The sequence below is a fragment of the Gemmatimonas groenlandica genome, from assembly GCF_013004105.1.
Classification (GTDB): Bacteria; Gemmatimonadota; Gemmatimonadetes; order Gemmatimonadales; family Gemmatimonadaceae; genus Gemmatimonas; species Gemmatimonas groenlandica.
Window position 1 is genome coordinate 2098800 of sequence record NZ_CP053085.1, and the last position, 25951, is coordinate 2124750.

At 65.6% G+C, this 25951-nt stretch carries 21 protein-coding genes; 13 read left to right on the top strand and 8 right to left on the bottom strand.

All coding sequences use genetic code 11. The features are described 5' to 3' along the window. Window position 1 precedes the first annotated feature (1 nt). From bchM to bchF, 6 genes are read right to left on the bottom strand one after another with little or no spacing between them, the layout of a single operon-like run. A complete protein-coding gene (gene bchM, locus HKW67_RS08875; RefSeq protein WP_171225044.1) occupies window positions 2-805 on the bottom strand; it encodes a magnesium protoporphyrin IX methyltransferase in 804 nt (267 codons plus the stop codon). Then, a complete protein-coding gene (gene bchL, locus HKW67_RS08880) occupies window positions 805-1701 on the bottom strand; it encodes a ferredoxin:protochlorophyllide reductase (ATP-dependent) iron-sulfur ATP-binding protein (protein WP_171225045.1) in 897 nt (298 codons plus the stop codon). Before bchL ends, bchM begins: the two co-directional genes overlap by 1 nt. 25 nt (window positions 1702-1726) lie before the next feature. Continuing rightward, entirely contained in the window at window positions 1727-5563 is a 3837-nt protein-coding gene (locus tag HKW67_RS08885; protein ID WP_171225046.1) for a magnesium chelatase subunit H, read from the bottom strand. Further along, window positions 5553-7289: a ferredoxin:protochlorophyllide reductase (ATP-dependent) subunit B gene (gene bchB, locus HKW67_RS08890; RefSeq protein WP_171225047.1), complete on the bottom strand. Its 1737-nt coding sequence runs from the start codon at window positions 7287-7289 to the stop codon at window positions 5553-5555. The genes HKW67_RS08885 and bchB overlap by 11 nt, the downstream gene beginning before the upstream one ends. Window positions 7290-7299: 10 nt before the next feature. Continuing rightward, window positions 7300-8553, bottom strand: a complete 1254-nt coding sequence (locus HKW67_RS08895; protein ID WP_171225048.1) for a ferredoxin:protochlorophyllide reductase (ATP-dependent) subunit N — start codon at window positions 8551-8553, stop codon at window positions 7300-7302. Further along, window positions 8550-9098, bottom strand: coding sequence for a 2-vinyl bacteriochlorophyllide hydratase (gene bchF / locus HKW67_RS08900; RefSeq protein ID WP_206044655.1), 549 nt, complete (start codon window positions 9096-9098; stop codon window positions 8550-8552). The genes HKW67_RS08895 and bchF overlap by 4 nt, the downstream gene beginning before the upstream one ends. A 392-nt stretch (window positions 9099-9490) precedes the next feature. Here bchF and HKW67_RS08905 point away from each other — a divergent pair, with 392 nt between their 5' ends. The 12 genes from HKW67_RS08905 (at window position 9491) to HKW67_RS08960 (ending at window position 22571) form a co-directional block, all read left to right on the top strand. Further along, window positions 9491-10237, top strand: a complete 747-nt coding sequence (locus HKW67_RS08905; RefSeq protein WP_171225049.1) for a cobalamin B12-binding domain-containing protein — start codon at window positions 9491-9493, stop codon at window positions 10235-10237. After that, on the top strand, window positions 10224-11642 hold the full coding sequence (ppsR, locus tag HKW67_RS08910) for a transcriptional regulator PpsR (protein WP_206044656.1): 1419 nt from the start codon (window positions 10224-10226) through the stop codon (window positions 11640-11642). Before HKW67_RS08905 ends, ppsR begins: the two co-directional genes overlap by 14 nt. 127 nt (window positions 11643-11769) lie before the next feature. Then, complete coding sequence (gene chlG, locus HKW67_RS08915; protein WP_171225051.1) at window positions 11770-12696, top strand: chlorophyll synthase ChlG; 927 nt, start codon at window positions 11770-11772, stop codon at window positions 12694-12696. Continuing rightward, on the top strand, window positions 12693-14009 hold the full coding sequence (locus HKW67_RS08920) for a BCD family MFS transporter (protein ID WP_171225052.1): 1317 nt from the start codon (window positions 12693-12695) through the stop codon (window positions 14007-14009). The genes chlG and HKW67_RS08920 overlap by 4 nt, the downstream gene beginning before the upstream one ends. Before the next feature lie 58 nt (window positions 14010-14067). After that, a complete protein-coding gene (locus tag HKW67_RS08925; RefSeq protein WP_171225053.1) occupies window positions 14068-15276 on the top strand; it encodes a geranylgeranyl diphosphate reductase in 1209 nt (402 codons plus the stop codon). Between the two features lie 25 nt (window positions 15277-15301). Then, window positions 15302-16699 carry a glutamyl-tRNA reductase gene (gene hemA, locus HKW67_RS08930; RefSeq protein ID WP_171225054.1) on the top strand — a complete coding sequence of 466 codons (1398 nt, stop codon included), beginning with the start codon at window positions 15302-15304 and terminating at the stop codon, window positions 16697-16699. Continuing rightward, entirely contained in the window at window positions 16696-17823 is a 1128-nt protein-coding gene (hemE, locus tag HKW67_RS08935; RefSeq protein WP_171225055.1) for a uroporphyrinogen decarboxylase, read from the top strand. The genes hemA and hemE overlap by 4 nt, the downstream gene beginning before the upstream one ends. Next, window positions 17820-18821 (top strand): oxygen-dependent coproporphyrinogen oxidase, encoded by a 1002-nt coding sequence (gene hemF / locus HKW67_RS08940; RefSeq protein ID WP_171225056.1) that lies wholly within the window; start codon window positions 17820-17822, stop codon window positions 18819-18821. The genes hemE and hemF overlap by 4 nt, the downstream gene beginning before the upstream one ends. 3 nt (window positions 18822-18824) lie before the next feature. Then, window positions 18825-20309 carry a protoporphyrinogen oxidase gene (hemG, locus tag HKW67_RS08945; RefSeq protein ID WP_171225057.1) on the top strand — a complete coding sequence of 495 codons (1485 nt, stop codon included), beginning with the start codon at window positions 18825-18827 and terminating at the stop codon, window positions 20307-20309. Window positions 20310-20380: 71 nt separating this feature from the next. Beyond that, window positions 20381-21103: a bacillithiol biosynthesis deacetylase BshB1 gene (gene bshB1 / locus HKW67_RS08950; RefSeq protein ID WP_171225058.1), complete on the top strand. Its 723-nt coding sequence runs from the start codon at window positions 20381-20383 to the stop codon at window positions 21101-21103. 31 nt (window positions 21104-21134) lie between these two features. Continuing rightward, entirely contained in the window at window positions 21135-21899 is a 765-nt protein-coding gene (locus HKW67_RS08955) for a tryptophan 2,3-dioxygenase family protein (RefSeq protein ID WP_171225059.1), read from the top strand. Between the two features lie 30 nt (window positions 21900-21929). Continuing rightward, window positions 21930-22571: a cyclase family protein gene (locus HKW67_RS08960; protein WP_171225060.1), complete on the top strand. Its 642-nt coding sequence runs from the start codon at window positions 21930-21932 to the stop codon at window positions 22569-22571. Window positions 22572-22581: 10 nt separating this feature from the next. Here the strand turns inward: HKW67_RS08960 and HKW67_RS08965 are convergent, their stop codons facing one another. After that, window positions 22582-23649 carry a hypothetical protein gene (locus tag HKW67_RS08965; RefSeq protein WP_171225061.1) on the bottom strand — a complete coding sequence of 356 codons (1068 nt, stop codon included), beginning with the start codon at window positions 23647-23649 and terminating at the stop codon, window positions 22582-22584. Between the two features lie 14 nt (window positions 23650-23663). Beyond that, entirely contained in the window at window positions 23664-24668 is a 1005-nt protein-coding gene (locus HKW67_RS08970; RefSeq protein ID WP_171225062.1) for a hypothetical protein, read from the bottom strand. An 85-nt stretch (window positions 24669-24753) separates the two neighbouring features. Here HKW67_RS08970 and HKW67_RS08975 point away from each other — a divergent pair, with 85 nt between their 5' ends. After that, a complete protein-coding gene (locus HKW67_RS08975; RefSeq protein WP_171225063.1) occupies window positions 24754-25944 on the top strand; it encodes a cysteine desulfurase family protein in 1191 nt (396 codons plus the stop codon). Window positions 25945-25951: the final 7 nt, after the last annotated feature.

The window sequence follows — 25951 nt, forward strand, 5'->3', positions numbered from 1 at the left end:
GTCAGCGCCGCGGGGCGTGTGAGCCCCCCAACGAACTGTGGTGCAACGCAATGGCCATGGAACGATAAAATCCACGCTCCACGAGCCGTGTCCCAACCATACCCCACGTATCAAGGACCGGCGAGCCCAGAAGCCCCGTCCGGAACGCCCTTTCCGACACCGGCACGATCGCCGGCGCCCGGTCGGCCCGCGGAAACAGCCGCCCGACCGCCCGAAGGGCCACCAGCAACGGCGTGCCTGGCACCACGGTAATCAGCATACGCTCGCGAACCCGCGGGGCCAGAGTACCCAGGGCGGCGATCATCTCGGGGAGATCGTAGTGGATCAGGGAGTCCATCGCCACCAGATGGTCGAACGTACCAAGGGACGGATCCAGCATATCCCCGCTTCGGAAGTCGATGTCGACGCCCTCGGCTTCCGCCCGCTCCCGCGCATGGTCGACCAGCGTGGGCGACAAGTCGATCGCGACCACCTCGGCCCCCCGCTTGGCCAGATCAATGGCGAGCGTACCCGTGCCGCAGCCCGCATCGAGGATGCGCACGCCGTGCAGGTCGGGACTCAACCAGGCCAGAAGGGTGTGCCGCATCTGATCTCGACCGGCGCGCACCGACGCCCGGATCTTGGAGACCGGCGCATCGGAGGTGAGCGTCTTCCACGCCGTTGCCGCCGTGCGATCAAAATATTCCCCGATCCAGGCCCGCCGCTCGAGGTACGACACCGATGTGGCGTGCGAACCCCCAGGTGACGTTCCGTCGAACGACGGACCTGGATTCGTGGAAACCTCAGGAGAGATGCGAGTGGCCATTAGTCCAACCCCAAAAGGTCGAAGATCTCGCGATCCTTGAGTGGATTCGCGGGCAACGGTACCACGTCATCGAGCATGCGCGAGGCCAGCAGCATGTACTGCTCCTGTGCCGCGATCACTTCCGGTGAATCTTCCATCTCGAAAATCGTGCACTTCTTCAGGCGACTACGGCGGATCGCATCGATGTCCTGGAAGTGCGCCATCGTTTTCAGACCCACCGCGTTGTTGAAGCGATCGATCTCGTTCGTATCCTTGGACCGATTGGCGACCACGCCCCCCAGTCGCACCTTGTAGTTCTTGGACTTCGCTTGAATCGCGGCAATGATGCGGTTCATCGCGAAGATGGAATCGAAATCGTTGGCCGTGACGATCAGGCAATAGTGCGCATGCTGGAGCGGCGCGGCGAACCCGCCGCACACGACGTCGCCGAGCACGTCGAAGATCACGACATCGGTGTCTTCGAGCAGATGATGCTCCTTCAGCAGCTTCACCGTCTGGCCGGTCACGTAGCCACCGCAGCCGGTGCCGGCCGGCGGACCGCCCGCCTCGATACACTGCACGCCGTTGTAGCCCTCGAACATGAAGTCTTCGGGGCGCAACTCTTCAGAATGGAAGTCGACCGATTCGAGCACGTCGATCACGGTCGGCACCATCTTCTTGGTGAGCGTGAACGTGGAGTCGTGCTTCGGATCGCATCCGATCTGGAGGACGCGCTTGCCCAGACGCGAGAACGCGGCCGACAGATTCGAGGACGTGGTGCTCTTGCCGATGCCGCCCTTGCCATACACGGCAATGACCAACGCACCGTCGATCTTGGTGTTCTCGTCGAGGTGCACTTGCAGGCTACCTTCGCCGTCACCCACGGCGTCGAGAATCGGCAGTCGGGTCGCGGTCATCGTGTTACTCCGGTCGTATGGCTAATCATGCGTACACCCCCTCCAGACGGTCTTCGAGGTCCGCTGCCGCATTGCGCAGCGCCTCGAGCGTCGCTTCATCGGGGGACCAGAACCCGCGGTCGTTCGCTTCCAGCAGACGCTGCGCCAACCCCGACGCGGCATCCGGATTCGCCTGAGCGAGACGCTCGCGCATGGCATCATCGAGCACAAAGGTCTTCGTCGCTTCAGCGTACACCCACTCGGGCACGGCGCCCTTGCCGCCCGTCGCCGACCAGCCGAACGTGGTGATCACGTGGCCCGCGATGTTACGCGCGCCTTCGTAGCCGTACTCCAGCTGGCTCTCGTACCACCGCGGGTTGAGCAGCTTGGTGCGCGACTCGAGTTCGACCTGTTCGGTCAGCGTGCGCACCTTGCCCTGCGCGTTGTTGTAGTCGCCCACGTACACGGCCGGCGCTTCACCGCCACGCTGCTGCGCGATCACGCGCGTCATGCCACCCAGCGACTCGACGTACTGGTCGATGTCGGTGGCGCCGAGGTCGACGGAGTCGAGCCCTTGGAACGACAGCGTGGCCTGCCCAAGCGCCCGCTTCATCAGCGCCGGCTGGCACGACGGACGGCCGTCGGTGCCGTACGCGAAGCCCTTCCGCTGCACGAACAGATCGGCCAACTCGTCTTCCTTCTCCCACTTGCCGGTGTCGATCAGCAGGTTGACGTTCGAGCCATACGCGCCGTCGGCGTTGGAGAACACCCGAAGCGCGGCGGTGGCGAGATCACATCCCGTCTCCTGCATGGTCTCGAGCGCGTGCTTCCGAATGAAATTCTGCGACGGGTCTTCATCGGCCTGCGCGCAGATGAGCGCCGCCTCGGCCAGGAGCTTCACCTGCAACGGCAGCAGGTCGCGGAAGATGCCCGACAACGTGACCACGACATCGACGCGAGGACGGCCAAGTGACGTGAGCGGCAGCAGTCGCGCGCCCGTGAGTCGGCCGACGGCGTCGAAACGCGGCACCACGCCCATCAGCGACATCACCTGCGCCAGCGGCGTGCCCTCGCTCTTCATGTTGTCGGTGCCCCAGAGCACGACAGCGACCGACTCCGGCAGCGAGCCGTTGTCGGCCACGTAGCGCGCCAACAGCTGCTCCGCGCGCACGCGCCCTTCGAGCATCGCTACCGCGCTCGGGACGCGGTACGGATCGAAGCCGTAGATGTTGCGTCCCGTGGGGAGCACCTGCGGATTCCGCAGCAGGTCGCCACCCGGCGCCGGTGACACGTACCGCGCGTCGAGCGCGCGGAGAATACCGGCGACCTCACGATCCTCGCTGAGCATGGCATCGAAGCCGCCGAGCGCTTCGAGATGCTGCTGGAGGGCGCGTTCGTCGGCGATGCGCAGACCTTGCGCCTTGGCTCCGCTGATCGCCGCGCGCAGTGCCGTCCGCACGTCTTTCGTCTCCACGAGCGATCGCACCGTGGCGCGGACCAACTGATCGACTACTTGCACCGTGTCGTCGGAGGCCGCACGTGTGCTCTGCCCCGCCACGACCGTATCACCGATCGGCGGCAGTTCCAGCTCCGGACGACCCGATCGCGCCATCTCCACCAGCACACCGGCCCGCGCCTCGGGCGTCATCGGCTCGCCGACCACGTGCAGGCCCATCGGGATGAGTTCGTACTCGAGCTCCAGCAACCGGTCACGCAGCGTCGTGACGCGCGCATCCGCTTCGCTCGCCGTCCACGCCGGCTCGGCGTCGGCCAACTCCACGGCGGCGGCTTGCTGTTGGATCAGCTCGCGCAAGGACGAGGCTTCACCGGCTTTCGTCTGATCGAGCGCGCGCCAGCGATCGAGCGTGCTCTTGAGATCGAGCAGACCGCGATACAGGCCGGCATTCGCGACCGGCGGCGTGAGATACGACACCAGCGTGGCGTTGCCGCGGCGCTTGGCCAGCGTGCCTTCGGACGAGTTGTTGGACGCGTAGAGATACACGTTCGGCGCGTCACCGATCAGACGATCGGGCCAGCACCGATCATCGAGTCCCGACTGCTTGCCCGGCATGAACTCGAGCGCGCCGTGGGTCCCGAAGTGCAGAATGGCGTCGGCCGCGAAGTCTTCGCGCAGCCAGCGGTAGAAGGCGCTGAAGGCGTGCGTCGGCGAGAAACCACCTTCGAAGAGCAGGCGCATCGGATCGCCTTCCCATCCGAAGGACGGTTGCACGCCGATGAACACGTTGCCGAGCTGCAGCCCCATGACCTGGATGGACTGGCCGTCCGACAGCTGCCGACCGGGGGCCGGGCCCCACGTCTTCTCGATCTCCGCCAGATACGGCTCACGACGCACGTGGTCGTCGGTGCGAATCGTGGTGTGCACATTCGCCGGCGCGCCGTACCGCTCGCGGTTGCCACCGGTGATCCGCTCGCGCAGATCGTCGGCGCTCGACGGCAGTTCCACCGTGTATCCCTGTTCCTTGAGCGACGCGAGGACGCGTTGCATGGACGGGAACACCGCGAGATAGGCCGCGCTCCCGGTGTTGCCAGCGTTCGGCGGGAAGTTGAAGAGAATGAGCGCGATCTTGCGCTGCGCGCGATCCTTTCGACGCAGGGCGACCAATTTGGCCACGCGTTCGGCCACCCGGTCGATACGCTCGGGGATCGGCTCCGACGCCGCCGCCTTGCCCGGCTGCGGTTCGCCCTTGCCACCGAACACGGTCGGCACGATGGCGCCGTCGAGCTCCGGAATCGCGATCTGCAGGGTCGCCTGCAGCGGATTCAAGCCGCGCGCGTCGTTCCGCCACTCCTGAATGGTCTGAAATTCAAGCGTCTGCAGCGTGATATAGGGCACGTCGAGGCCCTTGAGTACTTCCTGCGCCGCTTCGGAGTTGTTGTACGCCGGACCGCCCACGAGCGAGAAGCCCGTGAGGTTGATCATGGCATCGATCGTTGCCTGTCCCTGGCCGTTCGTGAAGTACTTCGCGACTGCCGGGCGCGCATCGAGCGCCGACGCGAACGCCGGCACCACGCGCAATCCCTTGGACTCGAGGGCCCGAACGACTGCCGCGTAGTGCGCCACGTTGTCGGCCAGCAGATACGACCGACCGACGAGGACGCCCACCGTGCCTACGTCCGCGCCACGATGACGCGGCAGATCTTCCATGCGTTCCGTCATTCCGCGATTCGCCAGCGCGGGATGCCACAGACCGACTTCGGGGTAAGCTTGCGGCTGCTGCGGATTCAGCTTGCCGCGCAGCGCCTTGCGCGGACCGTCGGCGTAGCGATCGATGGCATACTTCACCATCTGCTCGATGTTCTCCGCCGTGCCGGCAAGCCAGTACTGGATCAGCAACAAGTAGGCACGCACATCCTGCGCGGTGCCCGGAATGAACTTGAGAATCGACGGCAACGTGCGCAGCGCCGACATCTGCCGCTCGCCACTCGACTTGCCGTCGCCGCGCGAGCCGCGGAGTTTCTTGAGCAGGTTGATCGGCGAGAGCGGTGAGCGCGACTCCCCGCCGCTCATATCGAACTTGCCAAGCTTCGTGCATTTTACGAGCTCCGGCGTACACAGCGCGCAGAGCACGGCGTCGGCTGCGTCGCGACGCGCCAGCACCGCTTCGTACACCGCATTCGCGTACTCTTCCTGGAAGAGCTGCGTGCAGACCACGATGTTCGCCTGCGCGATGTCCTGGCGCGCCCGCTCGGCGGCCAGTGGATCACTGCCGAAGTCGGCGGCCACGTGCATCGTGATCGTGAGACCCGGGATGTCGCGTACGAGTGCAGCACCGGCCCGCTCGAAGGCGTCAGCGAGGTGCGCGTCGAGCGTCGTGATCGCAACGCGGATCGGGATGGGCTTTACCACGGGGCTAGCGGCCATAGTGTGCCTTGGCGTCGTACAGGGTGTCCACGCTGATCTCGGCGATACCGTTCTCGTGGGCGTACTTCTCGGTATTCCGACGGACCTTGCCACGCACGAAGAACGGAATCTTTTTCAACTCCGCTTCGGCCGGTGCAAGCCAGCTGGTGACGGTCGGCGCGACCGCGACAGCGGCCACGGCATCCATCTCATCTTCCTCTTCCGCGAAACCGACGGCACTCGCCGCTTCCGGGGCTTCCAGTTCGATCGCGGCGCGCGCCGTAAAGGGCGTTTGACGTTGGCCGCCCAGCGTCTCTCCGCGCGCCGGACGGTCTCCCGCGGTCGCAGCTGGCGACGCGTGCAGATGCGAGGGCGTCGCACCGTCGGCGAACTCGAAATCGTCTTTGAACATGTGCAGCAGGTGCTCTTCGAGGCCCATCATGAGCGGATGCACCCAGGTATCGAAGATCACGTTGGCGCCTTCGAAACCCATCTGCGGCGAGTGCCGGGCCGGCACGTCCTGCACGTGAATCGGCGCCGAGATCACGGCGCAGGGCACGCCGAGCCGCTTGGCGATGTGGCGCTCCATCTGCGTGCCCAACACCAGCTCGGGCGCGAGTTCGGTCACGCGCTGCTCGACGGCGAGATAGTCGTCGCTGATGAGCGCTTCGACGCCGAGGGCGGCGGCAAGATCACGAATCGGCCGCGCGTACTCACGCGAGTACGTGCCGATGCCGACGACGGTGAAGCCCAGTTCGTCCTTCGCCATGCGGGCGGCGGCCATGACGTGCGTGGCGTCGCCGAACACGAATACGCGCTTGCCCGTGAGATACGTGGAGTCGACCGAGCGCGAGTACCACGGCAACAGCGAACGGCTGGCGTCCACCTGCGCGGAGCCGGCGCGTTCGCGATCGAGCAAGGCCGACACGTCGACGCCGGCCACCTTCCCCACTTCTTCCACGAACTCGCGGGTCGCGAGCACGCCGATCGGTACAGTGCGCACGGTGGGCTGCCCGAACGTTTTCTGCAGCCAGCGCGCGGTCGTCTCCGCCACTTCCGGATAGAGCACCACGTTGAAGTCGGCCTGCGGCATCGACTGAAGGTCCTTCACCGTGGCGTTCAACGGTGCGCAGACATGCACGTCCACACCGATGTCCTGCAGCAGCCGCGTGATCTCCCGCACGTCGTCGCGATTGCGGAATCCGAGCGCGGTGCCGCCCAGCAGGTTGCAGCGCGGCCGGCGGTTCTCACGAGCGGTCACCGTCACCACGCTTTCGCGCGGTGGTGAACCGGCCGGCGGTGCGAGCGGCAGCAGCAGCGTGCGGACGAGATGATAGAACGTCTCGCTGGCGCCCCAGTTTTCCTTCTTGGAATAGGCGGGCAGTTCGAGCGGCACGATCGGAATCGGCAGCGACATCCCCATCGCGAGCGATCCCGGCTGATCCTGAATCAGCTCGGCGGTGCATGACTCGCCGACCAGCATGGCGTCTGGCTTGAAGCGCTCGTACGCATCGCGCACGGCCGACTTGACCAGCTCCGCCGTGTCGCCGCCGAGGTCGCGCGCCTGAAACGTGGTGTACGTGACGGGCGGTCGCGAGTCGCGCCGCTCGATCATCGTGAACAGCAAGTCGGCGTAGGTATCGCCCTGCGGCGCATGCAAGACGTAATGCACGCCCTTCATCGAGGTCGCGATACGCATCGCGCCCACGTGCGGCGGGCCTTCGTACGTCCAGAGCGTCAATTCCATGCCGTGATCCTCAGACCGCGAGTCGCTGTGCGCGATCGAGCGGTCGCGCAAAAAGTTCGGCCAGATCGCCGGCCTGCTCGTATCCGTGCACCGGCGAGAACACGAGTTCGATGGACCACTTGGTGCGCAGCCCCTCAGCCTCGAGGGGGTTGGCCAGCCCGAGTCCGCACACGGTCAGATCGGGACGGGCCGCACGGCAGCGGTCGAGCTGCTTTTCGACGTCCTGTCCTTCACTGATCTGGGCGGTGGCGGGCAATCGATCGAGCTCGGCGGCGATCATGAGCTTGTCGAGGTACGGCGTCCCGACTTCCACCAACTCCGCGCCGCACTCTTCATAAAGGAAGCGGGCGAGCGGAATCTCGAGCTGCGAGTCGGGAAAGAAGAACACGCGCTTGCCATTCAACCACGGGCGCAGGCGTGCCAGTGCGACGCGCGCCCGTTCGGCGGGGGCGGCGGTGACCTGCGTGAAGCGCGCCTCGTCTACCCCCCACACATCGGCGGCTGCCTTCAACCACGCCGTCGTGCCGTTCACGCCGAACGGATACGGCGACGAGAGCAGGGTCGCACCACGGGCGATCAGCGCTCGTGCCGTCTCGCCGAGGAACGGCTGGGCGAGCAAGAGCTTGGTGTTCGGCCCGACGGGCGGCAGCTCGCGGGCCATCCGAGGCGGGAAGAAGTGCACCGGACCGACACCGAGCTGCGAAAAGATCCGCGAGAATTGATCTTCGACCACATCGGCGATCGTGCCGACGACCATCAATTCTGCGGTGGCACTGGTCGATTCGGGCAGGTGCGGCACCATGGAACGCAGGCAGGCGTCTTCGCCCTGCGTGAACGTGGTCTCGATGCCGCTGCCCGAGTAGTTCAGGATCCGCACGCGCGGCATCAACTGCTCGTTGAGTCGCTCCGCCGCGCGCTGCAGATCGAGCTTGATGACTTCCGAGGGGCAAGAGCCCACGAGAAAAAGCGTCGAAATATCGGGACGACGATCGAGCAGCTGCTTGACGCACCGATCGAGTTCTTCATTGGCGTCGGCCAATCCGGCCAGATCGCGCTCACTGAGAATCGCCGTGGCGAAGCGCGGTTCGGCAAAGATCATGACGCCCGCCGCCGACTGCACCAGGTGTGCGCAGGTACGTGAGCCGACCACGAGGAAGAACGCGTCCTGCATTTTGCGGTGCAGCCAGACGATGCCGGTGAGGCCGCAGAACACTTCGCGCTGACCGCGCTCGCGAATGACCGGGAGTTCCATCACGGCGCTCATGCGACGGCGGCCCGGCGAAGCGTTTCCGCTTCCTGCAGGCGCGCCGCTCGCAGCTTGAGCACGAACTGAATGGCGTTGATCGCGTACGTGCCGTAGGCCACGAGCGCCAGCACCATGAGCGTGCGCGGCGCCCAGTGCAGCACGAGGCCAGCGAGATAGGCGGTATGCAGCGCAATGACGCCCATGCTGACCACATCTTCCCAGAAGAACGCCTCGGCAAAGAGATACTTGCCGAAGACGACTTTCTCCCAGATCGCGCCCGTCACCATGATGGTGTAGAGCACGAACGTCTTGACGACGACGGAGATGTTGGCGGCGGCGAGTCCATTTCCGGTATTCAGATACCGGAGGACAAGCGCAACCGACACGGCCATGACCAGAAACTGGACAGGCGCGAGGATACCCTGAACGAGCGTCCATCGTGTCGCATCGCGACGCAGACGTTCTTCGGGCGTATACAATCCGGTCCGCGGCGCCTGCGGCGACGGGGAACGGGAGCCGACGGTCGCGATGGGCGCGTCCGTGGCGTTGGTGGGCATATTCATCTGACCGTCTCTACCGGGGGTTCGCGTTCCCAGATGAGACGAGATTACGGAATTGCGCAGAAGTTGTCAAGAAAAGTTTACGTCAACCTTTCTTGACAATCCTTTGAGATAGTCACAATGTAGGCAAGTCAGTCGATCACGCTGAAAAAGGCGTTCCGATCGGGAATTCGTTCTTGCGCCCAGGAGACTACGCGGCAATGTTCGGCGCTTCCCTCCAGCCTGCCGCTTCCGGTCGCCCTCCGGTGATCCGCGGCCCGGGCACAAGCCACGACGTGATGGAATCGCCTACGGCCCCCCGTCGATCCGACCGCCTCGAGCGCACGATAGAGAATGAGCTGGTGCCTCGCCTGTTGGCTAGCCACCGGGCTGGGCCTGTGTCACCGGCCCTCTCTATGGCCATCGCCCGGGAGCTCTCGGAGCACGACGTGGACACGTTCGTCGCGGCGATTCGCAGCCCGGATAGCGAGCGGGCCGAACAGTTTATCCGGGCCGTGCTGGCCGAAGGTGCGTCGGTCGAGGCGGTGTACCTCGATCTCTTGGCCCCGTCGGCCCGTCGACTCGGCGAGATGTGGGAGAGCGACGAGTGCGATTTCGTCGAGGTGACGGTGTCGCTGGGACGCATGCAGCGCCTGCTCCGTGACTTGTCTCAAGTGTTTTTGGCCGACGCGTCCCGCACGGAACCGGTCGGCAGTGTGGTGCTCACCTGCATTCCCGGCGAGCAGCACACCCTGGGGATCATCATGGTCGGTGAATTTCTGCTCCGTGACGGGTGGCGTGTGATGGTCGGCGCCCCGTGGTCGGAAAGTGATCTGCTCACCATGGTGGGAACCGAGTGGTACGACGTCATCGGATTCTCCGTGGGGAGCGAAAGTCGCCTGCCGCTGTTGAAGCGCGATATTCGGCGAATCAAGTCGGCGTCGCGGAATCCGCACGTGCAGTTCCTGGTCGGTGGCCAGGTGTTCAGTGATGATCCGAGCCTCGCCGACGAAATTGGCGCGAACGCGATTGCCGGAGACGCCCGTGAGGCGGCGCCGATCGCGCGTCGACTGCTCGAGGCCTCAAGACGCGCTGCGTTCGATGCGCCTCGGGAGGCGATAGGCGATCATGGCAAGTTCAGTGACGCCCTTGAGCGCGACTGACGCCGGGTTTGGCGACCTCGACGCCAAGACCGCGGCTTCGCTGCTCGCCGTAGCGGGGGATATTGCCCTCGTCATGGATAGCGCGGGCGTCATTCGTGACGTCGCGCTGTCCGGCGCGGAGTCCCAGTTCGACGGCGCGACGCAGTGGATCGGTCGCCCGTGGATCGAGACGGTCACGCCTGACAGCCGAGCCAAGATCGATACGCTCCTGAAAGAGGCGCTCTCCTCCGGCGTGTCGAAACGCCGTCAGGTGAACAATCTCCTCATCGACGGCATCGATGTCCCGATGTCGTACACCGCACTGCGGATGGGGCGCGACGGTGGACTCATCGCGGTCGGCCGCGATATGCGCCACGTCTCCGCCCTTCAGCAGCGCCTGGTCGAGGCGCAGCAGGCCATGGAGCGGGATTATTGGCGCCTGCGACACGTCGAGACGCGGTATCGGCTGCTCTTCCAAATTGCCAGCGATGCGATTCTCGTCATCGACGCCACGACGCTCAAAGTGCTCGACGCCAACTCGGCTGCGGGTCAGGTGTGGGGGGATACGCCGGATCGCCTGATCGGGCGCACCTTCCCGTTTGGCGCGGATGCGGCCGGCACGCACCTGCTCGAGGAACTCACCGCCACGGCGCGCAGCGCGGGCCGAGCCGGCGACGTGTTGGTCACGATCGCGCCCGGGGGACGATCGTATCACGCCTCGGCGTCGTGCTTCCGTCAGGAATCCGCGACCCTGTTGCTGGTGCGCCTCGCGGCGGCGGACGTGGGGCCCTCGGTGAGCGCGGCCGCCGATTCCCCGCTCCGCGTGATCGATTTGATCGAACGCTCGCCCGACGGGTTTGTCGTGACCGATCTCGAGGGCCGCGTGTTGACCGCGAATCGCGCGTTTCTCGATATCACGGAACTCGCCAGCGAAGAGCAGCTCCGCGGCACGCTGTTTTCGACTTACATCGGTCGACCGGGCGCTGACTTCCCGGTCTTCACGACCATGCTGAAGAAGAACGGCGCGGTCCGACTGATGGCCACGTCGGCGCGAGGCAGTCACGGCCACCAGAGCGAGGTGGAAGTCTCCGCCGTGTGGGCGCCCGAGAGCGAGGAACCCTGCATCGGCTTTACCGTTCGCGATATCGGTCGGCGCCTGGCGGCAACGCCGCAGGGGGCGCGAGACCTGACGCGCGCGGTCGAGGAGCTGACGACATTGGTGGGGCGCGTCTCGCTGCGCGACCTGGTTCGGGATACCGTCGATCTGGTCGAGCGGCACTTTATCGAAGCGGCCCTCGAACTCACCAACGACAACCGGACGTCGGCCGCCGAGGTGCTGGGCGTGAGCCGCCAGAGCCTCTATGTGAAGCTCCGACGACATCGTCTCGTGGCACCCGGGAGCGGAGAAGAGCCCCCGGTGAGCTGAAAAGCGGGTGACAACGGCCGGTTTACACCGGCCGTTTGTCATTCCCAGGGTTCGGACTCGAGAGTCTTCGACTTCCGAACAACTTTACTCTGTTGCAAATGCAGACTGTCAACTAAACTAGACGCCTATGAGCGTCAGCTTTTCCGTACAGTCTGCGCCGGCGCGCCCGGATCCTAAAGCGATCCTGACGCTGCTCAAGCCAGTGACGTGGTTCCCTCCGATGTGGGCGTTCACCTGCGGGGCGATTTCCGCCGGTGTGCCTCTCGCCGAGCGTATCCCCCTCCTCGCGCTCGGTATCGCGATCACGGGGCCGCTCGTGTGCGCGTCGAGTCAGGCCGTGAATGACTGGTTCGATCGACACGTCGATGCGATCAACGAACCCAATCGCCCGATTCCGTCGGGGCGTATCCCCGGTCAGTGGGGACTCGCGATCGCCATCTTCTGGACGGCGTTGTGCCTGTTGGCCGCGCTCCCGCTCGGCGTGTTCGGTGTGTCCGCCGTCGGGATCGCCCTGCTCTTCTCGTGGGGCTACAGTGCCCCCCCGTTCCGTTTCAAGCGGAACGGCTGGATCGGCAACACCGCCGTGGGCTTCACCTACGAGGGACTCGCCTGGGTCACCGGTGCCGGCATCATGCTTGGCAATCAGGTGCCACCCATGCCATTGCTGCTGCTCGCCACGCTGTACAGCATCGGCGCGCATGGCATCATGACGCTGAACGACTTCAAGGCCATGGAAGGTGATCAGCGTATGGGCGTGAATTCGCTGCCCGTGCTGCTCGGCGCCGACGGTGCTGCCCGTGTGGCCTCGCTGATCATGCTGCTGGCGCAGGCCGCCGTGATCGCGTTGCTGGTGTCGTGGAACCGGCCGTGGCACGCGTTCGCGATCGGCGTGCTCTCGCTGGTGCAGGCGATCATGATGTGGCGCTTTGTGCAGTCGCCGCGTGAGCGCGCACTCTGGCTCAGCGCCCTCGGTGTCCCCTTCTATGTAAGCGGCATGATGATCGCCGCCTTCGCCGTGCGGACCCTGCCGATCATCGCCGAGGCCAGCAAGTGAGCTGGTGGCAGCTCTCGCGACTCGGTCTGGTCCAGGCCGCGATCGGGGCCGTCGTGGTGCTGTTGACCACGACGATCAATCGCGTGATCGTGGTTGAGTTGTCGCTGCCGGCGACCGTGCCGGGGCTGCTGGTGGCGCTGCATTTTGGTGTACAGCTCATTCTGCGTCCGCGGCTCGGCCATGATAGCGACCGGAGTGGTCGCCGTACGCCGTGGATTCTCGGTGGATTGGCCGTGTGCGCGCTGGGTGGCGTTGGCGTCGCGGCAAGCATTCCGGTTATGGCGACCAACGTGGCGCTCGGAATCGCACTCGCGTCGATCGCCAGCGTGATACTGGGCGCGGGCGTGAGCGCGGCCGGCACGCCGCTCCTCGCGCTCATGAGTGAGCGGGCGCACCCGACGCAACGCGCCGGCGCGGCCGCCATCACGTGGATCCTGATGATCGTGGGGATCATCATCACGGCCGCGATCTCCGGCGCCCTGCTCGACCCGTTCTCGTACACACGTTTGATCGCGATTGCCGGCGGCATCGGCGGTGTGGGCTTTCTCGTGGCCGCGATCGCCACGTACGGTGTGGAGCGTGGGCCGCGTACCGCGCCAACGATCCCGGCGCCTCGCGATGCGTCGAGTGGGTCATTCGGTGCAGGATTGCGCACTGTGTGGGACGAGCCTGCGGCACGACTGTTCGCCAGCTTCGTGTTCGTCGCGATGTTCGCCTACAGCGCGCAGGATCTCATTCTCGAGCCATTCGCTGGAATCGCCTTCGGCATGACGCCGGGAGAGAGCACGAAGCTCTCCGGCCTGCATCACGGTGGCGTCCTGATCGGCATGATCGCGACGGCCATACTCGCGACGCGCCGGGGGCAACTGCGGCAGTGGGCAGCGGCTGGCTGCCTGGCCTCGGCGATTACGTATGTTGGGCTCGCGGCGTCTCCGGCCCTCGGCGATGTGCGCCTGTTCACGGCGATCGTCATGATGCTCGGCTTGGCGAATGGTGTCTTTGCGATCGGCGCGATCGGTTCGATGATGGCGCTGACCGGCGACAAGACCGATGGCCGCGCGGGTCTGCGCCTCGGCGTGTTCGGCGCCGCGCAGGCGCTCGCCTACGCGACCGGAACGATGTCGGGCGCGATTGGTGTGGACACCGCGAAAGCGGTGCTCGAGTCGCCGCTACGCGGCTATCTCGCCGTGTTCAGTGTCGAAGCCGTGCTCTTTGCCGCGTCGGCGTTCCTGGCGCTACGCAGCGCGTCGAGCGAACGCGCGAACGATGTGTTCCGCGAGCGCGCCGAGATGTTGCCGGCCGTGCTGCAATGAATCGTGTTATCCCTGCGCAGGTGCGCACCGAGTCCAAGCTCGCTCTGGAGGAAGTCGCATGAACGAAGTGCCAAAGCTCGATCTGTATGACGTCTTGGTTGTCGGCGGCGGTCCCGCTGGCGCAACGGCAGCGCACGAGCTCGCCAAAGCGGGTCGTTCCGTGATGCTGTTGGATCGCGCCGGACGCACGAAGCCCTGTGGCGGCGCGGTGCCGCCGCAGCTGCTGCGTGACTTCGACGTTCCCGATTCGCTCATGGTCGCGCAGATCGACACGGCTCGGATCATTTCCCCGACCTGGCGCACGGTAGACATCCCCGTGGGGAACGGATACGTCGGCATGGTCGATCGTGACGTGTTCGATGAATGGCTCCGTACGCGCGCCGCACAGGCGGGCGCCGAGCGACATGTCGGTACGTTCACGAACTTCGCACGTGGTGCCGACGGCATCCCGGTCATCAGCTACACGGACGGCAAGTCACGTGCTGGCGAGGTGCGTCAGGTACGCGCGCGGATGGTCATTGGGGCGGACGGCGCGCTCTCACCCGTGGCGCGTCAGTGCATCCCCAATTCGCACAAAGCCAAGCACGTGTTCGCCTATCACGAAGTCGTGAAGTCGCCGGTGGCTGGCGACGAGGCGAATTTCGGAGCGGCCCGATGCGACGTGTACTACCAGGCCCCGCTGTCCCCTGACTTCTACGCCTGGGTCTTCCCCCATGGCGCGACGACCAGCATCGGCACCGGCACGCTGCAGAAGGGCTTCGGCCTGAAGGATGCGGTCGCGAAGCTGCGTCAGGAGACGGGCTTGGATCAGGTGGAGACGATCCGCAAGGAAGGCGCGCCGATCCCGATCAAGCCTCTTCCGCAGTGGGACAACGGCCGCGACGTGGTCTTGGCGGGCGATGCCGCCGGCGTGGTAGCGCCAGCCAGTGGCGAAGGGATATTCTATGCAATGACCGGCGGACGCTTTGCGGCAGAGGCCGTCTTGGCCGCCTTGGTCACCGGCAATGCCAAGGCGCTGCGCCATGCGCGTCGTCGCTTCATGCGCATGCATGGACCGGTGTTCGCCGTGCTCGACATCATGCAGACGTTTTGGTACCGTAACGACAACCGCCGTGAACGCTTTGTCGCGATCTGTCGCGATCGGGATGTGCAGCAGCTCACCTTCGACGGTTACATGAACAAGCAACTGGTGAAGGCCAAGCCACTCGCCCACGTGAGAATCTTCTTCAAGAATCTCGCGCATCTAACCGGTCTCGCGACCGCGTGAGCACCAGCCCCGAGTCCGCACTCCGATGCTGATATCGATCGCGATCGATTTCCGTCAGGCCGACGTTGCCACTCGTGAGCTCTTCCATTTGTCGGAGGAGCGTCTCACGCAGTTGTACCGCACGGCCCGCAGTGAGATCGTCACTGAAGCTGCGCTGATCTCCACGTGCAACCGTACCGAGTTGTACGCGTGGGTGGACAGCGACGATCCCAAGGTCGTGGACCGCGCGGTTCAGACGCTGGCGCGCCGCTGGATGCGCACGCGCGGCGAAGGCGACAAACTGCTGCTCACTGCCACTCGACGGATCGGTGAGGAGGCGGCGCGACATGTCGTCCGCATCGCTGCCGGGCTCGAGTCGCAGGTGTTGGGAGACGGACAGATTCTCGGCCAGTTGAAGGCCGCCTACAAGCGCGCCTCGCGCGGGCATTCGGCGGGACCGGTGCTCCATCGCCTGTTCGAGACGGCGTTGCGCGCCGGAAAGCGGGTACAGACCGAGACGTCGCTGACCGCAGGTCGCAATTCGGTTGGTGCCGAGGCGGCCATCACGGCGAATCAGCGTTTCGGGAATCTCGAAAACGCGCGGTGTCTGTTAGTCGGCGCTGGGAAGACGGGCGCTCGCGCGGCGAAGCAGCTACATAAGCTCGGTGCGCGAGACATCGTCATCGTGAACCGCACGTTCGAGACGGCCAAGGATCTTTCGAAGTTTGTCGGTGGACGGGCGGCACCATTCGAAACGCGACACGTGGAAGCGGCGATGGCTGACGTCGTGATCGTGGCGACGGGCAGTGAAGTGCCGGTCATCACGGCCGGCGGGTTGAGCCAAGCGCGCGAGGCGTGTGCCGCGTCGGGTTACGCGCTGCTGCTCATGGACCTGAGCCTCCCACGGAACATCGATCCACGCGTGACCGAGCAGGCCGGCATCACGCTGGTGGATCTCGACACTCTGCACCAGCCGATTCTGACCGCTGAGACCATGCGTCGCGACGCAGTGCCCGTGGCGAATGGCATCTGCGAGGACGAGATCGGTTCGTTCATGCAATGGGTCGCGAATATGCCGGCCCGCGACGCCATCAAGCCGCTGCGTGAAGCGCTTGAAGATGTAGCGCGCCGCGAAGTCGCATTTGCATCGAAGGACGCCGGTGTTGCCGAGCGTACCGCGTCCCGTATCGTCGCGAAACTGCTGGCCGGCCCGATGGCGGCGCTGCGTCGTGCGGTGCAGCGCGGTGAACCGCTCGATGCGCAAGCGATGATGTTGCTCGAAATGTTCTCGCCGAACAGCGCCCCTGAGCCGCGCGCGATTCGGGCGCCTCGCGCCGCCGCCCCTAAGCCCGTCGTGGAGCAGACCGCGGCGCAGCTTTTGCCGCAGGTCGCGCCGCGCGAGCGTCGTCCTTCGATGGTTCTTTCACCGGAGCAGTTCACGTGAGTTCTACGCCCGCCCCGTCCTCGCCCGCGAATGATCTGCTCCTGCGCGCGCTCCGGCGTGAGGCCGTCGAGCGCCCGCCGGTGTGGATGATGCGTCAGGCCGGACGGTATTTGCCGCAGTATCGCGCCGTTCGCGCGAAGTCGGATTTCCTCACGATGTGCCGGACGCCGGAGCTGGCGGTCGAAGTGACGCTGCAGCCGCTCGATCTGGTCGGCGTGGATGCCGCGATCATTTTCAGCGACATCCTGGTGATTCCGGAAGCGATGGGGATGCACCTCACGCTCGACGAGGGCATCGGGCCGCAGTTCCCCTCCCCACTGCGCTCGCTCAAGGATCTGGACCAGCTGCACGCGGTCGATCCGCAGGAGCATCTCAAGTACGTGCTCGACGCGCTCAAGCTGGCCCGACGCGAAATCGACGGCAAAGTGCCGCTCATCGGATTCGCCGGCTCGCCGTGGACGCTCGCCGCCTACATGGTCGAAGGCAAAGGCACGAAGCAGTTCGCGGTCGCCAAGCGTATGCTGTACGAAAACCCCGAGATGGCGCACGCGCTGCTCGGCAAAATTGCCGACGCGGTCGGTGAGTACCTCGTGGCGCAGGTTGGCGCCGGCGCGCAGGTGGTGCAGCTGTTCGAATCATGGGCCGGCGCGCTTGGCCCCGAAGAGTTCCGCACGTTTGCGCTGCCCTATCTCGCCCGCTGCGCGCAGAAAGCCCGCGAGGCCGGTGTGCCGGTGATCGTGTTCGCGCCGGGCGCCGGATGGGCACTGGCAGAGATCGCCGCCGCCACAAACGCCGACGCGATCGGTGTGGACTGGCACACGTCGCCGATGGATGCGCGTCGTCAGCTGGATCCGTTTCGCGTGGCGATGCAGGGCAACCTCGATCCGTGCGCGCTGTATGGCCCGCCGGCCGAGATCCGCCGTCGCACGCATGCGATGATCCGGGCCTTCGGTCCGATCGGACACATCGCCAATCTCGGGCATGGCATTCTGCCGGATGTGTCCCCCGACCACGCACGCGCCTTCATCGATGCCGTGAAGGAGTGGAAATGGACCGAGGAGGAGATCGCCGCGGCGCAGCGTCAGACGGCAGCGTGGACGAACGAGCTGGCGGGAGCGCGATGAGCGCCGCGGTGTTTCCGACGGAAGTGCTGAGCCCGGCGCCGTCGGTGGCGACGCGTCGTGCCGAAGCCACCCGCTGGATCGCCGGCCTGCATGATGAACTGACGTCGTTCTTCGGCCGTCTCGACGGCGGTGGCACCTTCACCGAAGATCGGTGGGAGCGCCCCGGCGGCGGTGGTGGTGTGGCGCGTGTGATGACCGATGGCGTGACCTTCGAGAAGGCCGGGATCAATCGCTCAGCGGTGATGGGCGAGTTGCCGGAGCTTGCGGCGCGACGCCTGGGCGGCCGTGGTGCCGCCGCCGGTGCCACGCACTTCTTCGCGACCGGGGTGAGTCTGGTGGTGCACCCGCGCAGTCCGAAGGTGCCTACGGTGCATCTCAATGTGCGCTATTTCGAGCTCACCGACGAGCACGGCAATCTCACGGACAGCTGGTTCGGCGGCGGCACGGATCTCACGCCGTTCTACCCGCATGTCGCAGACGGCGTGACGTTCCATCGCGCCCTGCGCGACATGGCCGACAAGCATCACGCACGGTTCTATCCGGACTTCAAGCAGTGGTGCGACGAGTACTTCGTGAACGTCCATCGCGACAACGAAGCGCGCGGCATCGGCGGCATCTTCTTTGATCACCTGCGTCCCGACGAGGCCTCCCACGACCTCGATCACGCGGGTGTGCAGGCGTTCGTGAGCGACGTGGCCCGGGTGTTGCGACATGCGTATGAGCCGATCGTCGAACGTCGTCGACACGAAGCGTTCAACGAGGCCGAGCGAGAGTTCCAGCTCGTGCGGCGCGGGCGGTACGTTGAGTTCAACCTCGTGCATGACCGTGGGACGATCTTCGGCCTGCAGACCAATGCGCGGGTGGAAAGCGTGCTCATGAGCTTGCCGCCGCTGGCGATGTGGCAGTACTCCCCGCGTTACGCCCCCGATTCCTTCGAGGCTCGACTGGTGCGTATGCTCGAGCCCCGCGACTGGATTACGGACGCGACAGGAGAATGACAGATGCGTGCCCTCGCTGACTATCGCGACACCGTGCCACCTTCCGAACAGGACGCTGGCGACCAACGTTCGGTCGCGGTCGTCGGCGCCGGCATCACCGGACTCGTCGCCGCGTATGAACTACGTCGGCGCGGGGTAAACGTCACGTTGTATGAAGCGAGCGGTCAGGCCGGCGGCGCGATTCGTACGTCGCACACCGATGGCTTTCTCGCCGAGCACGGCCCCAATTCGTTCGTCACGTCGGCAGCGGTCGACGCGCTGATCGCACAGCTGGATCTGCAGGACGACGTGGTGGAGGCGAACCCGAAGGCGAACCGTCGCTACATCGTGCGCAACGGGACGCTCCAGTCGTTTCCGATGACGCCGCCGGCGATGCTCGCCACGCGACTGTTTTCGCTCAAGGCCAAGTTGCGCGTGTTGTTGGAGCCGTTGGTGCGCACCCGCGCCACCGACGCCGACGAATCCGTGGCGTCGTTCGTGCGCCGTCGGATGGGGCACGAAGTACTGGACTATGCGGTGGATCCGTTCATCTCCGGTATTTTCGCGGGCGATACTGAAACGCTGAGCATGATGCACGCCTTCCCGCGTGTCTTCGATCTCGAGCGACGGTATGGATCGCTGTCGGCCGGTCTCATGGCTACTCGCGGGAAAATGCCGCCGGCGCCGGGCGAGGCCTCGGACGCCGACCTTGCCGACCTGGAGCGCGCCCCCGCTGGACCGCCGACGCGCGCCAGACTGATTTCGTTCGTTGACGGGATGCAGACCCTCACCGACGCGCTGGCCGCGTCGCTGGTGGGCACGATGCGCCTGGACTGCCCCGTGCGCCTGCTTCATCGGAACGAAGGTCGCTGGGTCGTCGAAGCTGGTCAGGATGGCGCCTCGCGCGCCCGCACCGTCGACGCGGTGGTCATGGCGACCCCAGCGCACGTGCTGGCCGCAATGGAGTTGCCGGCGGCGCTTCGTAAGAATGCGGCGTTGGTGGAGCGCGTGGAGTATCCGCCGGTCAGCACGCTCACGCTGGGCTTCGAGCGAGCCGATGTCGCGCATGCGCTCGATGGCTTCGGCATGCTGATCCCGTCGAAGGAAAAGCGCAGCATGCTCGGCGCGCAGTTCAGCTCGTCGCTGTTCCCCGATCGCGCGCCGGATGGTCACGTCGCCATCACCTGCTTCGTCGGTGGCGCTCGTATGCCGGAGCGCGCGCGCGAAGACACTGACTTGTTGGTGGAGCGCGTGCTGATCGACCTGCGTCAGCTATTGGGTGTACGCGGCGAACCAATCTTCGCCAAGCACGTTTACTGGTCGCGGGGCATTCCGCAGTACACGGTCGGCTATCAGGCGGTGAAGGACGCCGCGGACGAAACCGAGTTGTCCAACCCGGGACTCTATCTCGCTGGCAACTACCGCAACGGTGTTTCAGTGGGAGACTGCGTGGCCAGCGGACACCAGATCGCCCACCGGGTCGCGAACTACCTCGCCCGAGCAGGCTGATCGGGCGGCGGGTCGGCATCACCGCACTGAGTGCGGTTGCCGACCGACGGGCGAGCGCATAGCGTCCGTGCATGACCGCACTCGATCTCCTCTGTATTGCGCCACACCGCGACGACGCCGAACTCACCTGTGGCGGGACGCTCATCAAAGCGGTCGACGCCGGCCATCGCGTTGGTGTACTCGACCTGACGCAGGGCGAGATGGGCACCAAGGGCTCGGCTGAGCTGCGAGCGGCCGAGGCCGCGCACGGGGCCCGCGTGATGGGGGTGCACGTACGTGAGAACCTCGGACTCCCTGACGCCGGAATCAGCAATACCGACGACACGCGCGGCCGCCTGGTGCAGGTACTGCGCCGACTGCGTCCCCGCGTCGTGATCATTCCGGCACCGCGTGGCCGTCATCCCGATCATCGCCGCACCACCGAGCTGGCGCGCGACGCGTGCTTCCTGAGCGGACTCGCGAAGTATCAGCCGGGTGATCACCCGGCCTTTCGTCCATTCAAGCTGTTGCACGTCGTCACCTACCGTGAAGACGCGGTGAAGCCATCGTTCGTCGTCGACATCAGCGCGCAGTTCGCACGCAAGCTCGAGGCGATCAAGTGCTACGGGTCGCAATTCGACGGGACGACGCAGGCGGGGGAAGTGTATCCGAATGGTGAGCCGCTGTATGACATTGTCACGCATCATGCGGCACATTACGGCTCGCTCATTCGCGTGCAATACGGCGAACCCTTCTACACCGACGAAACCCTGCAGATCGACGACGTCACCACCCTGGGCGTCTCCACGTTCTGAGTGCACTCTCCTTTTCCGCCGATCATTTCGCATGAGTGAAGCCGCGCACGCACACACGTCGAGCATCGACTACGGCAGCTATTTACGGCTGCCGGAGCTTCTGGAGCTCCAGACACTGCAGTCGTCGCCGGAGCATCCCGACGAACTGCTGTTCATCGTGGTGCATCAGGCCAGCGAGCTGTGGTTCAAGGTATTGCGCCACGAAATGGACACGATGATCACGGCGCTCGAAGGGTTCGACACGATGCGGGCGTTGCTCGCCGTTCAGCGTGTGAACGTGCTCACCGAGATCGTCGCCCAGCAGCTCACGGCGCTCGACACGCTGCCTCCGCAGCGCTTCGCGCAGTTTCGCGGCTATCTCGGATCGAGCAGCGGTTCACAGAGCGCGCAGTTCCGTGCGATCGAAGCGACCGCCGGTTTGCGCGACCCGCACTTCTTGGCGGCCATCACCGAGCACGGCGAGCCACCCGCCGTGGTGAAGGAAGCCTTGGCCCGTCCGGTGCTGCAGTCGCTGGTGTTGGGGCTGATCGAACACGAGAAGATGGAGCTGGCCGAGCTGTACATGGGCCCCGGTCCAACGCCGATGTTCCTGTTGGTCGAGGGGCTGCTGGAGTTCGAGCAGCGGTTCGCGCGCTGGCGCTTCCTGCATGTGCAGTTGGTAGAGCGCATCATCGGCCCGGGGACGTTTGGAACCGGCGGTACGCTCGGGGCGAAGTATCTCTCGCGCACGGTGAGCCACCGGTTCTTCCCGGAGCTGTGGGCGGTGCGGTCGAAGTTCTATGGAACTGCGAAGTAAGGGGTAGGGAGTTCGGGGTAAGGAGTCATCGTGTTCTTTGATATCAGTGTACCGTTCGCCGCTGCTACGCCGCCTTGGCCGGACGACGTCGGCTTTTCGTGCGGGTGGACGTGTCGGCGCGAAGAAGGCAGCAGCGTGAATTTGGGTGTGTTGCATTCGAGTGCGCATGTGGGCACGCACGCGGATGCGCCGTTGCATGTGCACTCGTCGTGGCCGGCGTCGGAGTCATTGCCGGCGTCGGTGTTCGTGGGCGAGGTGCAGCTCATCGCGCTGCCGGCCGACCACGATGCGGCGAGCGACATCACGGTTGAGGTGCTGCAGCGGCTGTTGGGCGCGCATGTGCCCACGCGGGTGATCGTGCGCACGGGGTGCTCGGTGGCGTCGGGGACCTTTCCCGCGAACTGGCCGGCGCTGACTGCCGACGCGGCGACGTGGCTGGTGCAGCACGGGCTCACGTTGTGGGGTGTGGATGCCCCCAGTGTGGACCGACGTACGAGCACGGCATTGCCGGTGCACAACGCGATTTTCGGCGGCGGGGCGTTCGTGCTGGAGAATCTCGCACTCGAAGTCGTTCCGATTGGACGCTACGAGCTGCTGGCGCAACCGCTGGCGGTGCACGGCGCGGACGCGGCGCCGGTACGAGCGCTGTTGCGCGCGATACGCGAGAAGTAGCGCGCGCGGCCTACGGCTCTTTGAGACGTCCGATCTGCGTGGTGATGGCGTCGGGTACCAACAGCGAGTCGGCGATGACCGCGATGCCCTCGGCTTCGGCCCACGCGCGTTCCAGCTGCGCCAGCTCACCTTCGAGCGCCTGACGTTCGGCGTCTTCGTTGATGGCCATTTCAAAGGCGAGTCGCGCGGCAGCCGGAATGGCCGAGAGATCACCGGTATCGCCGAAGGTGCTCTTGGCGGCCCACTCGCGGCGCATACCGGCGGCCCATTTGCCGTACCGCTCCGGGCCACCGGCTTGTTCGATGAGCTTGACGCCGTCGCCGATCACGTTGCGGCGCGCGCCGCCGCGATTGATGAGCGGCATGAGACGACGCAACAACGGCACGGCGTCGGCGCCATGCAATTGCACGCGTCCCAGTTCGTTCTTGCCTTCTTGCTTACGCGCCATCGACCAGTAGCCACCATTGCGCACGGTGGGATCCGGGCTGTGATAGTGCGCGGCATAGCCGATATCGATGGCCCATCCGGCGGCACGGTCGCTGGCGATGATGCGCGGGTTGCCGATCGGCATGAAGCGACCACCGTCTGGATGATCGAGCGGCTTCTGTGCCATCAGGTTCGAGGACAGAAGCGTGTACATATTGAGCGCGTGTACGGCTGGCATCAGTGCCGCGATTCCAACGCCGGTGGCGACGGCGCCACTGATCAGGAGCCCCGCCGCCGCGGTGACGCCAACGCCCGTGGCAATGGCCTTCACACGGCGGCGTCCGAACTGATCGCCGTAGCGCCACGCCGCGAACTCGGGACGCTGGGGCGCGCCGATGCGGACAAGCTCTGTGCCATCAGCGAGCCGGGCGAGTCCGATGTTATCAGTGCTGACGCGCACGCGCGTGTCGCGAAAGGCTCGCTCACTCTGTTCGATCGCTTCCCAGCGCTCGTCGAACGGCGTGAGGTTCCACCGCTCGCAACCGCGGCACACTACCCAGAGCCGACCTTGGCGCGCGTCGAACGCAATGCGCCGGCCGATAGGCAGTGCTTCGATGGCCTCATTGGCACCGAGCGATTTCCGGCAATGCATGCAGGTGGAGTACATCAGCGATCACGCAGGTTGTCGAGCTGTTCGTCCATCGACGGCGGCAGGAACATGTCATCGGCGATCTTGGCGATCTGCTCGGCCTCGGCCCACGCGAGTTCGAGCGCGGCGAGTTCGCCGTCCATCGCGCGACGTTCGCTTTCCTCGTGCAACGCCATCTCGAGCGCGAGGCGATCGCGCGGGGTGAGTGTGTGCAGCGTGCCGGGGAGCTTCTTCACCACGTTGCGCTTGTGGCTGCCGAACCAATCGCTCTTGCCGACGCCCCAACGTGCGTCACCCGTTGTCGCCCCCACACGCTGCTGCACGGACGTGAGTACGCGCAACGGATCACCGATCTCTTCCAGCAGGGAGACGGCGTCCTGCACCTGCACGAGCGAGCCGCCGAAGCGATTCACGGTAGGCAGCAGTCGCGCTGCGGCTTTCATGGCGTGATCGCCGAGCAGCAGGTGCGTACCCGAGACAGACTCCAACCGGAGCTGCAGTGGTCCCCCGTCCACGCCGCGCTCGAGGGCGCTCATGCGTGCGTGTTTCCGCTGCACGTCGACCAGCTCGCCATCGGGAAGGGCGATCTTGCCGATGGACACGCTCTGCCGCCCATTGATCAAGGCGTCCCAGATCCCGCCGTTCGCGTAGACGCCGGTTAAGCTGCCCACGCTGGCACCGACCGCGATCATGCCGCCCACCACGGCCACGGCGCTGCCCACGATCGTGCCGGTGATCAGCATCTGCCGCTTACGGCGCCGTCCGAACTGGTCGCCGTAGCGCCACGCCGCCATTTCCGGGCGCTGCGGCTCGCCAATGCGAATCAGGTCGACCCCTTCCTTGAGGCGGGCCAAACCCACGTTGTCGGTACTCACGCGCAAGCGGCTCTCGCGAAAACGCCGCTCCATGGCCTCGATGGCCTCCCAGCGCTCTTCGAGGGGGGAGAGGTTCCAACGGTCGCAGGCGCGGCACACCACCCACAGGCGCCCCTTGGCGGCGTCGAAGGCCAGCCGGGAGCCCACGGGAAAGGTCTCAAAGGCCTCGTTCCGGCCCAAATCGGCCGTGCAGTGGATACAGGTGGCGAACATTTTCTCTTAATTTAAGAGGATGACTCAGCCCGTGTACCTGGATCACGCCGCCACCACCCCGGTGCGCGACGAGGTCATGGCCGCCATGGCGCCCTACTTCGGCCCGCGCTTCGGAAACCCGTCCAGTGTCCACCGCTGGGGTCGGGAGGCGCGCGTCGCGCTCGATGAGGCCCGGGAGCGCTTGGCCGCCTGTCTTGGCGCGCATGCCGACGAAGTGTGCTTCACGTCGGGCGGCACGGAGGGCGACAACTTCGCCATCCTCGGTGTGTTCAGGACGCTCCGGGCGCAGGGCCGCAATGCGGCGATTACGACGCCCATCGAACACAAGGCCGTGCTCGCCGCGGTGCATCAGATCGTGCACGAAGGTGGCGAAGAGCGCATCGTGCGCGTCACGCCTGACGGGCTCGTGGACATGACGCACTTCGCCGAGCGGCTCGACGAGCGAGTGGCTGTGGCGAGTGTCATGTGGGTCAACAACGAAGTCGGCGTCATTCAGGATGTGCCCGCATTGGCGGCGAAAGCGAAGGCGGCCGGCGCGGTGTTTCACACCGATGCAGTGCAAGCATTCGGGAAGGTGTCGATCAACGCGAACTCCACGCCGTTCGATCTGCTCACGATCTCGGGCCACAAGATCGGCGCGCCGAAGGGCATCGGCGCCCTGTTCATTCGCCGCGACACGCCGCTCGAGCCGATGTTTCATGGCGGCTCTCAGGACCGAGGCCGGCGCCCCGGCACGGAGAATGTCGCCTTCGCGGTCGGACTCGCCACGGCAGCGGAGTTGCTGATTGCCGAGCACGAGGCCGAGCACGCCCGTATGCAGATGCTGCAGGCGATGTTCGAGCGCGGACTGCACGAGCGCATTCCCGACGTGATCATTCACGCGGCGAACGCACCGCGTGCGCCACACATCACCAACATGTCGATCCCCGGCACGAGCAGCGAGTCGATGCTGATGGCGCTCGACCTGCGTGGTATCGCCTGCAGCGCGGGCTCGGCGTGTCAGAGCGGCAGCGTCTCGGCGTCGCACGTGTTGAGCGCGATGGGCGTGGCGCCCGACGTGGCGAACGCCGCGTTGCGGCTCTCGTTCGGCTGCCTGAGTACCGAGGCGTGCGTGCAGCGCACGCTCGACGTGTTGGCCACGCTCGCCGAGAAGTCGCGCGTCGGCAAGGCCGCCAGCGCGGCGTGCGCGTTCACGCCCGTCGAATTCTAGGCCCGAT

What these genes read in the sequence shown, in the direction of transcription:
- bchM (WP_171225044.1), bottom strand. Translation starts at nt 805, where the DNA reads ATGGCCACTCGCATCTCTCCTGAGGTTTCCACGAATCCAGGTCCGTCG.
- bchL (WP_171225045.1), bottom strand. Translation starts at nt 1,701, where the DNA reads ATGACCGCGACCCGACTGCCGATTCTCGACGCCGTGGGTGACGGCGAA.
- HKW67_RS08885 (WP_171225046.1), bottom strand. Translation starts at nt 5,563, where the DNA reads ATGGCCGCTAGCCCCGTGGTAAAGCCCATCCCGATCCGCGTTGCGATC.
- bchB (WP_171225047.1), bottom strand. Translation starts at nt 7,289, where the DNA reads ATGGAATTGACGCTCTGGACGTACGAAGGCCCGCCGCACGTGGGCGCG.
- HKW67_RS08895 (WP_171225048.1), bottom strand. Translation starts at nt 8,553, where the DNA reads ATGAGCGCCGTGATGGAACTCCCGGTCATTCGCGAGCGCGGTCAGCGC.
- bchF (WP_206044655.1), bottom strand. Translation starts at nt 9,098, where the DNA reads ATGAATATGCCCACCAACGCCACGGACGCGCCCATCGCGACCGTCGGC.
- HKW67_RS08905 (WP_171225049.1), top strand. Translation starts at nt 9,491, where the DNA reads ATGGCCATCGCCCGGGAGCTCTCGGAGCACGACGTGGACACGTTCGTC.
- chlG (WP_171225051.1), top strand. Translation starts at nt 11,770, where the DNA reads ATGAGCGTCAGCTTTTCCGTACAGTCTGCGCCGGCGCGCCCGGATCCT.
- HKW67_RS08925 (WP_171225053.1), top strand. Translation starts at nt 14,068, where the DNA reads ATGAACGAAGTGCCAAAGCTCGATCTGTATGACGTCTTGGTTGTCGGC.
- hemA (WP_171225054.1), top strand. Translation starts at nt 15,302, where the DNA reads ATGCTGATATCGATCGCGATCGATTTCCGTCAGGCCGACGTTGCCACT.
- hemF (WP_171225056.1), top strand. Translation starts at nt 17,820, where the DNA reads ATGAGCGCCGCGGTGTTTCCGACGGAAGTGCTGAGCCCGGCGCCGTCG.
- hemG (WP_171225057.1), top strand. Translation starts at nt 18,825, where the DNA reads ATGCGTGCCCTCGCTGACTATCGCGACACCGTGCCACCTTCCGAACAG.
- bshB1 (WP_171225058.1), top strand. Translation starts at nt 20,381, where the DNA reads ATGACCGCACTCGATCTCCTCTGTATTGCGCCACACCGCGACGACGCC.
- HKW67_RS08955 (WP_171225059.1), top strand. Translation starts at nt 21,135, where the DNA reads ATGAGTGAAGCCGCGCACGCACACACGTCGAGCATCGACTACGGCAGC.
- HKW67_RS08965 (WP_171225061.1), bottom strand. Translation starts at nt 23,649, where the DNA reads ATGCATTGCCGGAAATCGCTCGGTGCCAATGAGGCCATCGAAGCACTG.
- HKW67_RS08975 (WP_171225063.1), top strand. Translation starts at nt 24,754, where the DNA reads ATGACTCAGCCCGTGTACCTGGATCACGCCGCCACCACCCCGGTGCGC.